The sequence below is a fragment of the Vibrio sp. Vb1026 genome, from assembly GCF_033338745.1.
Lineage (GTDB): Bacteria > Pseudomonadota > Gammaproteobacteria > Enterobacterales > Vibrionaceae > Vibrio > Vibrio alginolyticus.
In genome coordinates, this window is record NZ_JAWOTH010000009.1 from 23,318 (window position 1) to 36,174 (window position 12,857).

A 12,857-nucleotide genomic window follows, 5' to 3' on the forward strand; every position below is an offset into this window, starting at 1 on the left:
AGGGCGTATTTAAAATGAAGTTTTTGATACATTAATCACTAATTATCACCAAACGTCAGATAATTAAATTATTACGATATATGTCAATTAATAATGCTATAGGAGATTAGCATGCAGTCTAATACGTATCTTAAATACGCAGATATTAAGGGTGAGGCAACAGCCGAGCAATACAAAGATTTGATTACACTACTATCTGTAGATTGGAGTGTAGGTCGTGAGATCTCATCATACACTGGTACAGCGATGGACCGTGAAGCGAGCGCTACTCGTCTATATGATTTGACTATCACTAAACTTCAAGACCGTTCTTCTCCTGACTTATTTAAAGAAGCGACGATTGGTAAAGGTAAACCAGCGGTTTTCCATATTACTAAGCAGGGTGAGAAGGTTGAAGAGATCATGAAGATCGAACTGACTGATGCGATGATTTCTAACTACTCAGTTTCTATCCAAGACGATCGTCCAGTTGAAACTATCACAATTTCTTACACAGAAATGATGATGACAGTGACTCCTACTGACGATAAGAACAACACTTCTGCTCCATTGGTATACGGCTACAGCGGTGTTAAAGGTCAACAAATGTAATTTTCATGCGGGGGAGTATTCCTCCGCATTTTTTTGAAAGAAGTATTTAATGAAAAGAGCAACTCAAGATAACAATTTCATCCGAATTTCTTCGCCATTCGGTAAAGATGCCATCATACTAAACTCGTTTGAGTATAGAGAAGAGATCTCAGAACTTTTTTCATTGCGTGCTAAAGCTTACTTTAATGATCAACGAAGTGAGTTAAACGAAATTATTGGTAAGGAAGTTACCATTACCCTTGAAAATAATGAGGATGTTTCTTCAAATCCTCGTTATATGCATGGTTATGTTTCTGCTGCAAGATTAGAAGGGAAAAGGGTTTCTAATACACATAAAGGCGAAAATTATAAAAACATAGAATTATTAATAGAGCCTAAATTACGTTTCGCTGAATATCGAAAAAATTGCAGAATATTTCAGCATAAAGATATAAAGGAAATTATCTCTGAAGTACTATCGGAGCATAGTGTTGCCTTTAGTTTTGAGTTAACCAAGTCCTATCCTAAATACACATACAAAGTACAATATGAAGAATCAGATCTTGAATTTGTTCGACGTCTGTTATCGGAGGAGGGGCTATCATTTTGTTTTACACATACTAAGTCTGCCCATACGCTCAATATTTTTGATGACATCAGTTTTTATAAGCCGGGTACTGAGTTTTTAGTCGATTTTGATACAGGTACGGCGAAATCTAGCCACATTTCTTCTTGGCATGAAACGCAAATTCTGACTACTAAAGCGAGTCAAAAGTCAGGCTATAACATGCTCAAGCCTTCTTCGAATCCTAAAAATACTGCAAAGGGTGAAAGTGATTTTTTTACAGTACCTGGAAGCGAGTATTTTGAATACATGGGTGAAATGGAGAGCAATGATCAATACGCACTGAGAAACACGCATGCAATAGAAGCACTACAGCAAAATGCATATTTGTGTCGTGGCGAGGCTACGTGCAGAACATTCAGTGTAGGCAAGTGCTTCAAGTTTAAAAAGCATGAAGATAAATCTCGAGTCGGCAAAGAATATGTACTGTCTTCTGTTTTTTTGTCTGCTGCTGTTTATAACCAGACTGGTCAAGGTGGCACCGGTGCGCAAGGTGTCAAAGTCTCGTTTAGTTGTGTTGACTCAAAGACAATCCTTCGTCCTTCAGTTAACTACCCAAAACCTCAGATGAAAGGTTTGCAAACCGCAGTAGTTACGGGGAACAAAGATGGTGAAATTTACATAGACAAACATGGCCGTATCAAAGTTCAGTTTCACTGGGACCGTGTTGGTAAATACGATGTAAATAGTTCATGTTGGATTCGTGTTGCGCAAAATATCGCAGGTAACGGATGGGGGGCGGTGTTTCACCCTAGAGTCGGACAAGAGGTCATCGTCGAGTTTGTCAACGGAGACCCTGATCAACCAATCGTTACGGGGTCACTATATAACGGTAGTCAACTCCCTCCTTACGCTTTACCAGAGCAAAGTTCTCAGAGTGGTTATAAATCACGCTCTGTACAAAAAGGTACATCCAATTTTAATGAGTTGCGCTTCGATGATAAGCCTGGTGAAGAGCACATTTATCTTCATGCTGAAAAACTGTTCCAAATGCTAGTTGAAGACTGTGTTGATATCGCCGTTGAAAACAGTAAAACCGAAAAAGTGACCAATGATGTTAATCAAGAGGTTGGTCAGAACGCGAGCTTGAAAGTAGGTAAAAACTTTTCGAATGAAACGGGTGAAGTGCTGTCTTTTAATGCAGGAAAGAGCGTCGAGATCAAAGTAGGTGGTGCTTCTATTCAGATGTCTAGCTCTGGAGAAATCAATATCAAAGGTAATAAAATATCCATTAACGGCTCAGCTATTGCTCTTAAAGCTGGGCAAATTTCATTGAACTAAGGTGATTTAAAGTGGGTAAACCAGCCGCAATTTTGGGCAGCTTTCATCTTTGCCCTAAAAAAACAGGAAAGATACCGCATGTCGGTGGTCCCGTCGTTGTTGGTTCACCAAACGTAACGATTGGCGGGATACCTGCGGCAAGACAAGGCGACAAGCTTATTTGTATCGGTCCTCCGGATAGTATCTCAGCAGGTTCTTCTAGCGTAACAATCAACGGTAAACCAGCCGCGAGAGTCGGCGATTCAACGTCTCATGGTGGCAAAATTCTATCTGGTATGCCTACGGTTTTAATCGGAGGCTAGATGCCACTCGAATTTCAAACGCATCTTCTATCCTTTAATGGCCGTTCACACACCGTTCGCGAGATAGCTGATGATTCTTTTAGATTGTCCGAGGAAATCCGTCCCCCTGACTTTGCTCAATCAATAGATGAGCATATATTAAGCCTCGTGCGCTCTGAGCGCGAGAGTCTTGAGCAAGCTGATATCAAGGGGAATCTCTGTGTTCTTTTACCATCTTCGGTAGACAAAAGCTTGCTTAAAGCATTGATAAGCGAGCTTTCTATTTTCGTTGGCCAAACTGTCAATACTGAAATTTACTTTTATCCTTATGGCCAAGCTGCATTTTTGATGGCACTAAATCGGATAAATCGTGAAGTTAATGAAACGCAAGCGACTTGGATACTGGCTATAGAGGTTACGAGTGATGTAGAAGGGCATGTCAAACCTCAAAGCTCTATCATTTTAACCAAGTGTTTTTTTCGACATTCAGGTCTTGTGCCTGATGTTGTTCGAATTGATTTAGATGCCAAACAACAACGCATCGCCGTGGACAAGGTGTTTAAGCAATTAGGAGTAAGTTGTGAACATCCACTCAGTCAATTGTATTTATCCGTTAATAAGAAAGAGCCGCAATGGTTAAACTCAATGCAATTCTTGTCTCCGTGGGTGACCGATCAAACTCAGTATCAATTTGTTGATATCAAACTTGGCGGATTGGGTGCATGTGGCGGCGTTTTAAAAGCGTTAGTGATTGATGAGCTTCAAAGAAGCAGCCCCTGCCCAGACTTTCACGTGTTGCAAGCCGACATCGAGCCAGATGGCTATGCGGTAGGAGTAATATACAATTGGCGTAGTGAATAGGTCTGGCTATTGCTTTTCCTTCTAGTAGCTGAGGTTTTAGTGATGCAAATGTTATGGGGGATTGACTCGAAACTGGCCCTTTAATGATGTTTGGACAATGACTAGGCGCAGCTTGCTTGTCAAAATAGCTTTGCTCACCGCGTTTTTACAGTGTTATTCTCGCTTTCTGATTAAATAGCCAGCCATAGAACACAAACCACATGAAAAGCTGTTCGACTCAAGATATCCTTACCGATATAAAATAACTTGAGTTTTGGCTTGTTCGAGATCCCACCCGTGACGCATTCCTTTTTATAAACGGTACATGGACTCTGACAGAAGCAAGCCTACTCATAGAATCGGCGGAAAGTGAATTCGAATGAAGTTTATCCACACCTCAGATTGGCATCTTGGTCGACAATTCCACAACGTATCACTACTCGAAGATCAACAAGCAGTACTCGAACAACTGATTAACTATATTGAACGCAACCCCGTCGATGCAGTTGTAGTGGCGGGAGATATCTATGACCGTTCGGTGCCACCAACGGTTGCAATAGAACTGTTAAATCGAGTCGTGAAACGCATTTGTACCGAGTTAGAAACACCAATGATACTGATATCTGGCAACCATGATGGTGCAGAAAGGTTAGGTTTCGGCTCAGAGCAAATGAAAAATGCAGGTCTTCATATTGTTAGCAACTTTGAAGATATGCTCACTCCCATCATCATAAAAACGGATTCTGGGGATGAGGTCGCGTTTTATGGTATGCCTTATAACGACCCTGAACAGGTCAGGTTTGCCTACAAAGCCTCGGTATCCACTCATGATGAGGCTCATCAATTGCTTGTTGAGCAAATTAAAGAGCGCTTTATCTCTAAGCAAAAGCGCGTACTCGTGAGTCACTGTTTTGTTGATGGGGCCATCGAGTCAGACTCTGAACGACCATTATCTATTGGTGGTTCTGATCGCGTGAGTCATGAACACTTCTTAGATTTTGACTACGTCGCACTTGGTCATTTGCATCAGCCTCAAAAGAAAGGCGCAGAGCATATCCGTTACTCTGGCTCTCCCATGAAGTATAGCTTTGGTGAACAGAACCAGAGAAAAGGTTTCACGTTAGTTGAACTGAACAAGAAAGGATTCGTTTCTGCAAAGCATATTGATCTTACGGCTCCTCATGAAATGCGTATTGTAGAGGGCGAGCTGGATAAAGTTATTGAGCAAGGAAAAACAGACCCTAAGAATGAAGATTATTTGTTAGTTCGTTTGATGGATAAACATGCGATTTTAAACCCAATGGAAAAACTTCGTTCAGTGTATCCAAACGTTTTACACCTTGAGAAACCTGGCATGTTAATTGGGGTAGAGCAGGAAATGGCGCAAGCAAAGTTGGCGCGAAGCGAAATTGATATGTTCCGAGATTTTTTTATTGAGGCGCAAGATAGCCAGTTGTCTAAAGAGCAAGAGCAAGCTGTTACTGACATTATTAAGCAATTATCACAGCAATAGGGACCAAAGATGAAACCAATTAAACTAATCATGCAAGCCTTTGGTCCGTTTGCAAAAACTGAAATCATTGATTTTGAGAAGCTTGGCAGTAACCCTCTATTTTTGATTAATGGTCCTACAGGTTCCGGTAAAACGTCGATCTTAGATGCCATTTGCTTCGCCCTTTATGGTGAAACCACAGGTAATGAGCGACAAGGTATTCAGATGCGGTGTGACTTATCCGCGCAAGATTTACCAACCGAAGTAGTTCTCGAATTTTCGTTACACGGCAAACAATACCGAGTTGTTCGATCCCCTGAGCAGGAAGCGCCCAAGGCCCGTGGTGAAGGGATGACGATTAAAAAGCACACTGCTGCTCTTTATGAACTCGGTGAGACTGAAACGCTTATCACCAGCAAGACGACTCAGGTTAAAACTGAAGTTAGCAATATTATTGGCTTGAATGAAACTCAATTTCGTCAAGTTATGGTGTTGCCTCAAGGAAAATTCCGAGAACTGTTGCTTGCTAGCTCTAAAGAGCGTGAAGAAATTTTTGGCCAACTCTTTCAAACTGACATATATAAAAAAATTGAGTACGCGCTCAAAGATAAAGCGAGTGCAATTAGTAAAGCGAAAGGCGAATTTGATAATCAAATTCGAGGTGCTTTACAAGTTGCAGAAGCGAGTTCTGAACAAGAACTATTACAACAACTGGAACAAGTAACTAAGCAATTAGAGTCTGATAAACAGAATGAGCAAGCAGCGTTAGATAAGCTCAATACTGCTAAATCTGAATTGCAAAAAGCGGAAACCTTGAATGGAGAGTTTTCGAAACGAGAGCAAGCAGAAAGCGCACTCAAGCTGCATCTAGAACACTCAGATTCGATAAAAGCTCGTCAACAGCAATTAGAAAACGCTAAAAATGCCAATAAGATAGAGTTGCCCTACGTCTCATTACAAAATGCAAAAGCTCAAACGCAAGAGCTTAGGCAAAAAATCGTAGCTTTGAAAGAGAGTCTCGAAAAAGCTCATGTCGTTGCGAGAGAACAAGAAAACTTGCAGCAAAGTGCAAAAGAGGCCGCGGCAAAGGTCCCGCAGTTAACGCAACTGCAGTATCAGCTTGAAAGTATGAAAAACAAGTTGGTCGAGAAAGACAATTTGGAAAGTAAAATAACGGCGGGTTATCAACAAAAACAACAATTTGAAGCAACGTTAAAACAGTACATAGAACTAAAAGATAAGTTAACGTTACAGGCCCAGCAGGGACAGAAGGAGCTAGAGAAAGCACGAGTTGATGTTGCGCTTATTGGCAGCATCGATGCGGAAATAAAACAAAAACAACGGCTGCTACAGGATCTAAAAAAGCTGCATGATCTTACTTTAGAGCTCTCTAAACTCAATGCGCTAACTGTAGGTAAGCAGCAGTCACTAAACGAAGCCAGTCAGCGCTATATGCAGTGTCAACAAGACGCTGATACGATAGAGCTTAAGTGGCACAACGCTCAAGCAGCAGTATTAGCGCAGCGACTAAAAGCAGGTGAAGCATGCCCGGTGTGTGGTAGCGAAACGCATCCTAACCCCGCAACGTTTGTTGAAGAAGCCGTTACAAAAGAGCAAGTTCAGGCGGCTAGAGCGAAAGAGCGAGAAGCTCAAACCTTGTTGAACCAACTAAGCAATCAGCTAGAACAACATAACGTTGTCATTAGTCAGTATCAGAATCAGTGTAACCAGTTGAAAGAGGAGTTGGGTGAGTATGCTACATCTGAGATCTCGACGGTTCAAAATGATTTGCAAGCGCTTAATGCTCAACTCCTACGTCTACAAGCTATTGATATTGAAAAACTAGAAAGGAACGTTGAACAGCTTAATCAACGCTGCGTCGTGGGTGAAAATAAAATTTATGAGCTGCAGAATAAAATGGCGGCAAATGAATCAACCGTTAAAGCGAACCAAGAACAATTGGCTCAATTACAAGCTTCTATTGACCCAAAATACAGTTCCGCTGACTTGCTTGAACGTGAAATTTTGCTGACAAAAGAGCAAATTCTGAGTTTGAACACAGGCTTAGAAAAGGCGCAAACCGCTTTGCAGCAAGCGATATTGGAGAAATCAAATGCGGAAAGTCACTTAGCGACGAACAAGCAGTGGTTATCTGAGTCAGAGCAAAAACTTAGCCAAGCAGAATTAGCATGGAATGAGGCACTACAGGCGAGTAAATTTGAGGATGAAAGCCATTATCTAAGTAGTCGAGTGGGAGATGATGAACTTCAAGCCTGGCAGCAAGAAATAGACAGTTTCAAACAGGCACAAACCAAGCTTGAGCAAACACTACATGATTTAAATCATGCATTGAAAGATCTTGAAAGGCCTAATTTGGAGTCGTTTAACGACAGGTTAACCACTCTGCAGGCGCAATATATTGAAGTAAGGAATCAACTTGATACCACACGCTCAATATTTGAACGTCTTGAAAAGGTTCGTAAAGATATTGCCGTGTTGCATGAGAAAAATAGTAAGTTAGAAGAAGAATACAAAGTCTTTGGTACGTTGTACGACGTTGCTAGCGGTAAAACAGGCAGCAGGGTTAGCCTACATCGCTTTGTTCTTGGTGTACTGTTGGATGATGTGCTGATTCAGGCCTCTCAACGCTTAAGCCTTATGAGTAAAGGGCGCTATATTCTTGCTCGAAAAACAGAGGGCTTCAAAGGCGCAGCGGGTCGTGGCTTAGATTTAATGGTTGAAGATGGCTACACAGGAAAAACGCGTGATGTTGCGACACTTTCCGGCGGTGAATCATTTATGGCAGCGCTTGCTCTGGCACTTGGTTTGTCGGATGTTGTGCAATCCTATAGTGGCGGTATCCGTTTAGACACTTTATTTATTGATGAGGGCTTCGGTAGTTTAGACCCAGAGTCTTTAGATCTTGCTATTCAAACGCTAGTGGACTTGCAACAGACTGGGCGCATGATCGGTGTTATTTCTCACGTTTCTGAGCTGAAAGAGCAAATGGCGCAGAGGATTGATGTTGAACCATCAAGACTTGGTTCAACGGTGTCGATTAAATCTCAATGTCGCTTCGCTGTCTAATTCAGTGATTACTGTTAGATCAAAAAGCCCCTATTGTTAGGGGCTTTCTGACTAAGTCGCTACTGTTCGCAAAAGTGGCCTTCTTTTGGCGATTGGGTAATCGCATATTCGCCATCGAGGTTGCGATAAACAATCGTGTTCCAAACAGAGCCATCATCCAATTCAAACTCAATAGCATAGTTGACGCCGCTAACGATTTGCGCGTGAACATTCAGTATTTGTTTAAACGACGCTATTGTGTCCATTTTCTTTAAAACAAAGGCCATTGCCTTTTGTGCATCAGGGGTCGCGTTAAACTCATTCCACCCACCTGGCATGTTTCCTTGTGCATTACATACATCTGCCGAGGTCGTTAATTGTGTCGTTTCGCTCGGCTTTTCCTGCTGACAACCTGCAAGTAACACCAAAAGTGCACAAACTGACACTGTTTTTAATTTCATAACAATAACCTCTGTCTATAACGCAACGTATTATAGGAGGGTGATATGCCTACGAATGTCTATGTTGTGCAAAGTTTCTATATGCATAGGGTTAAATGCTGACAAAATGTACAAGCATGGTCAGCTTGTAAGTCAAAAATAGAGCAATCTTGTTATCGATTTGCTGAGATGACGAGGTTTCGGTGTTCAGCGCGCTATTGATGATGAAGAATTGTGATGTGTACCTATGAGGGCGATGGTGCGGCTTAGTGATCGATTTGTTATCTTCTAGAGTAAAATCAATCACTAATTAAAATTTAGGTGTTGTATGAAATCGATAAAAATATTTTTACTTTTGTCACTTGCAACTTTATTTGGTTGTACTTCGAAGCCGGATGGGGTGGAACCCGTCAATAATTTCGATTTAGAGCCATATCTAGGTAAGTGGTACGAAATTGCACGCCTAGACCATTCATTTGAGCGAGGCTTATCCAACGTTACCGCTGAGTATCAGGTTCGCGAGGATGGTGGGGTTAAGGTGATAAACCGTGGATATTCCGAAGAAGAGCGACAGTGGTCAGAAGCTGAAGGCAAAGCTTATTTTGTTGAAGATAAAACGGTTGGACACTTAAAGGTTTCCTTTTTTGGGCCAATATACTCTTCTTACATTGTTTTTGAGCTAGGTGAAAACTATGACTATGCGTTTGTTTCCGGTTACAACCACGACTATTTGTGGCTATTGTCTAGAACGCCTAACGTTGATGAGAAAGTAGTGGAGCGCTTTAAGTACGTAGCTAAAGAGAAAGGTTTCGCTATCGACGAGCTCATTTTTGTTGAACAAGAGAAACAAAGACAGCTTTAAGTTCATCAGCGTGGCTGAAAAAGCGGACAGAGGGGAAGCTTCCTAATTAAGAGCTCAGTTTGTCATTTCGCTTAACAGTAATTTGTTACGGCGTAACTTAATGTGGTCAAAATGGACATAGCCCCATCATTTGTGATTACTCGTGATGGGGCTTATATAAATTTGAGTGAGCGTCGAAAGGTTGCTCTATCAACAAACGGTTATGGTTTACTTAATCAAACGAACGATCAGGGAACCTGGTGCTCGAATAGATTCAACATTGTGGCTAAGTACTGTGCCGTTTGTTGGGGCGGTGTAGCGTTTAATCTCAGCGCCAAAGCTGTCGTATTGAATCGCAAGAAGTTGGCCTTGCTCGACAAAATTCATCAAACTGACATGAGGCAGTACAAAGCCGCCGTGTGTCGCTTTCACACTGACGATTTCGTTTCCTTCCAAGCATGACGTAATAGGGTCCATATCACCTTCAACAATGCTATGCTTTTTCAGCACATTAAAAATGCCTGTTACAGTTCGACTGATAAGTTCTTGCTCGGTGTATCGCCCCATACCTACTTCAACAGTAATACTTGGGACACCATGGTTATTCCAAACCGTTTCAAGGACGCCAGCATCTCCAGGATCATTTAAAATCGCATCAGGATTAATGAGACGAGCCATTTCTAATGATTGCTCGATTCGGAAATCTGCAAACACGTAAAGTGGATAGGCCGCACCACTGGTTTGAGTGTGAAGGTCAATGGCTAAATCAGCATTTGGCTTGAGCAAATCATTCCACAATGCATATAAGTAACGTTGGGCCTCATTGCCGTTTTGGTCACCAGGAAAAAAGCGGTTTAAGTTTGCAGGAGACGCATCAGGATCTGCGGAATAGAAATCGCGGCTGTGGTTTAGCATACCTGGCATGTTAATGGTTGGAACAATAGTGACAGTACCAGCGACTTCAGTGCCGATGAGCTCTCGAGCAGTTTTCTGCGCTGCTAACACACCATTGTACTCATCACCATGAACCCCTGCGGTAATCATGATCTTCTTGCCAGGTTTTTCACCTTTGAACACTAGCACAGGTAGGTGTTGCCACTGAGAGAGAGCATTCGTTGCGATGCGAAACCAAAACTTATGCTCGCCCGAATTTAGGTCTGCTACATTGAGAGATTGAATCACTTGATGACCTTGAATCACGTCATCGAGAAATTGTGTTGCCATTAAAGTTACCACTCCAAAACCATAAGCTAATCTAAAACCTTAGCGTCGTCATACCATGAATATTAATAAGGCGAGAACATGTCTCGCCTTAATTACCAATTGGCTTCGTTTTACGCAAAACCCATAATATGAGCTGCGATAACGACGATACTTGATAGGGTAAAGAGTAATAGAATAAATCGCCAGCAGAATTTTGCCCAGTCACCCCAGTCGATACGGCAGACACCAAGCGTTGCCATGAGAGATGCCGAAGTAGGGACGATAACGTTAGTAAAGCCATCGCCAAGTTGGAATGACAAAACTGCCACTTGGCGCGTAACTCCTGCAATGTCTGCCAGAGGGGCCAGTAGAGGCATCGTTAGTGCCGCTTGTCCGGATCCTGAAGTGACGAAGAAGTTGAAGATAGATTGGAATACATACATTAACCATGCCGCAGCCACGTCAGGAAGCCCGCTAATTACGCCGCCAGCACTGTTTAGAATTGAATTCAGTACACTCGCTTCATCAGTTGTACCACCACCAAGGATCAACAATACACCTTTTGCACAACCCACTAATAGGGCAGGTGCAAGCATAATAGCTGCACCTTCTTTAAATGCATCAGCTGCGCAGTTTAGCGTCATACCGTTCAGGCGAAAAATCGTACCGATGATCGCGACAACAAAGCCCATAGTGAAAAATTGAGACGCGATTTCTGGGATGTACCATGCGTTAGCGACTACGCCCCAAACGACCCACACCGTGGTCGCAATAACCGTAAGGATAACGAGTGTGTCACCTAGGTTCCAACGAGAATCTTGATTGCCAAGCTCTTGCTGACGGAAATGCTGGTCTGTGCGATGGCTGTAAGAAAGTTTAGGATTTGACTTCACACGAGCGGCGTAGATCATTGTGAAAGCGATACCGATTAACGTAAAGCCAGCCCATAACCCCATGCGTACTGTCATGCCGGATAAAACAGGTACACCCGCAATGCCTTGCGCAATAGCGACGGAGAAAGGGTTCATCCAAGAAGTAGCAAAGCCAATTTGAGTCGCAACATAGGTAACCATTACCGTAGTGATACCATCATAACCAAGGCGAACCATAAGCGGCGCGATAATAATCGCAAACGCTACGGCTTCTTCACCCATACCAAATACCGCACCGCCTAGCGAGAACAGCAAAAATAGCACTGGAATGAATAGCGCTTCGTTACCTTTGGTCTTATCGATAAGGCGCAGGATACCGTTATCGATTGTGCCTGTGCGCATTACAACGCCGAAAGCACCGCCGATAACCAACATGAACATAATCACGCCGATTGCGCTGCCCCATTTAGAGCCAGAAACTAGCCCTTCGAAAGGGAAGTTCATCAAACCAATGCCACCACCAGAAGCAAACAGGCCAACTTTGTTGTAAACCAATTCACCGTTTTCGTCGGTTGCATAAGAGAAAGAAGAAGGATCGATAACTGTGCGAGTTTTTTCTGCACCGTCGACCATGTAGGTCACCTGTTGGCTATCAAAATGACCAGCAGGAATTAAGTAGGTAAGAATCGCAGCAAGAATACCAACAATGAAGATCAAAATGAGGGTATCTGGCATCTGCCACGACTTAGGGGTAGCAACCGAGTCTGCTGGTTGCGCATGTGTGTGAGACATAACTTACTTCACGTCAAATTCAATAAAGCATGAAATATCGATAAAATAGAATAAAAAGTCAATATTAATGCTTATGTTGAACTATAAATTCATCAAATATTTGAAGTGAAGTTAATTTGATTGTTTTGTGGTCAAATGTTGGGTTAATGTTTCAATATGCGTTGAGTTTGGATGATTCACGAGCTTTCATAGTACATCTACAGGTGATCTAATCACTTGATTTCTGTCTGTTCTGCATAAAAAGCAGCGACATCACGAAGGTCTTCATCATTTAACATTTTTAACTGTGCTGCCATCATTTCTGCAAGTGGCCCTTTACGCTCACCGGCTTGATAAGATTTCATTGCATTGTAAAGGTACTGAGCATTTTGACCAGCAAGGCTTGGATAGGTGTTGTTCGTTGCGATGCCTGTAACACCGTGACAATAGACACAGCTAGGTGATTTGATTTTACCTTTATCAGCATCACCAAACGGTTCGGCATAGATAGCGGAAGAGAAAATAAACGAGATTAGAAGTACAAATCTGAGCATGGAGGTTATCTATTCGCTAAA

The 12,857-nt window shown here is 42.3% G+C and carries 11 protein-coding genes; 7 read left to right on the forward strand and 4 right to left on the reverse strand.

The window, feature by feature from the left end; translation table 11 throughout:
- The first annotated feature begins 111 nt into the window (after positions 1 to 111).
- The 6 genes from R7E47_RS14405 to R7E47_RS14430 all read left to right on the forward strand — a co-directional run bounded on the left by R7E47_RS14405 (position 112) and on the right by R7E47_RS14430 (position 8,176).
- Positions 112 to 591, forward strand: coding sequence for an Hcp family type VI secretion system effector (locus tag R7E47_RS14405; protein WP_005375967.1), 480 nt, complete (start codon positions 112 to 114; stop codon positions 589 to 591).
- Positions 592 to 640: 49 nt separating this feature from the next.
- On the forward strand, positions 641 to 2,476 hold the full coding sequence (gene tssI / locus R7E47_RS14410) for a type VI secretion system tip protein TssI/VgrG (RefSeq protein ID WP_205460990.1): 1,836 nt from the start codon (positions 641 to 643) through the stop codon (positions 2,474 to 2,476).
- A gap of 11 nt (positions 2,477 to 2,487) precedes the next feature.
- Positions 2,488 to 2,778: a PAAR domain-containing protein gene (locus R7E47_RS14415; RefSeq protein WP_005375969.1), complete on the forward strand. Its 291-nt coding sequence runs from the start codon at positions 2,488 to 2,490 to the stop codon at positions 2,776 to 2,778.
- Positions 2,779 to 3,618 (forward strand): NAD/NADP transhydrogenase subunit beta, encoded by an 840-nt coding sequence (locus tag R7E47_RS14420; protein ID WP_318084484.1) that lies wholly within the window; start codon positions 2,779 to 2,781, stop codon positions 3,616 to 3,618.
- 358 nt (positions 3,619 to 3,976) lie between these two features.
- Positions 3,977 to 5,110 (forward strand): exonuclease SbcCD subunit D, encoded by a 1,134-nt coding sequence (locus tag R7E47_RS14425; protein WP_213970842.1) that lies wholly within the window; start codon positions 3,977 to 3,979, stop codon positions 5,108 to 5,110.
- Positions 5,111 to 5,119: 9 nt separating this feature from the next.
- Positions 5,120 to 8,176 carry an AAA family ATPase gene (locus R7E47_RS14430; protein WP_238843907.1) on the forward strand — a complete coding sequence of 1,019 codons (3,057 nt, stop codon included), beginning with the start codon at positions 5,120 to 5,122 and terminating at the stop codon, positions 8,174 to 8,176.
- A gap of 59 nt (positions 8,177 to 8,235) precedes the next feature.
- Here R7E47_RS14430 and R7E47_RS14435 read toward each other — a convergent pair whose 3' ends face one another.
- Positions 8,236 to 8,616 carry a cystatin domain-containing protein gene (locus tag R7E47_RS14435; RefSeq protein WP_005387498.1) on the reverse strand — a complete coding sequence of 127 codons (381 nt, stop codon included), beginning with the start codon at positions 8,614 to 8,616 and terminating at the stop codon, positions 8,236 to 8,238.
- A gap of 307 nt (positions 8,617 to 8,923) precedes the next feature.
- On the opposite strand from R7E47_RS14435, the gene R7E47_RS14440 reads away from it, so the two are divergent.
- Positions 8,924 to 9,457, forward strand: coding sequence for a lipocalin family protein (locus R7E47_RS14440; RefSeq protein WP_017820207.1), 534 nt, complete (start codon positions 8,924 to 8,926; stop codon positions 9,455 to 9,457).
- Between the two features lie 207 nt (positions 9,458 to 9,664).
- On the opposite strand, the gene R7E47_RS14445 is transcribed toward R7E47_RS14440, so the two are convergent.
- The 3 genes from R7E47_RS14445 to R7E47_RS14455 all read right to left on the reverse strand — a co-directional run bounded on the left by R7E47_RS14445 (position 9,665) and on the right by R7E47_RS14455 (position 12,836).
- A complete protein-coding gene (locus R7E47_RS14445; protein WP_017820206.1) occupies positions 9,665 to 10,660 on the reverse strand; it encodes a succinylglutamate desuccinylase/aspartoacylase family protein in 996 nt (331 codons plus the stop codon).
- Positions 10,661 to 10,770: 110 nt separating this feature from the next.
- Positions 10,771 to 12,303, reverse strand: a complete 1,533-nt coding sequence (gene yfcC, locus R7E47_RS14450; protein ID WP_318084488.1) for a putative basic amino acid antiporter YfcC — start codon at positions 12,301 to 12,303, stop codon at positions 10,771 to 10,773.
- Positions 12,304 to 12,515: 212 nt separating this feature from the next.
- The gene (locus R7E47_RS14455; RefSeq protein ID WP_149192240.1) at positions 12,516 to 12,836 is read right to left on the reverse strand and encodes a c-type cytochrome; all 321 of its coding nucleotides are present in this window, start codon (positions 12,834 to 12,836) and stop codon (positions 12,516 to 12,518) included.
- Positions 12,837 to 12,857: the final 21 nt, after the last annotated feature.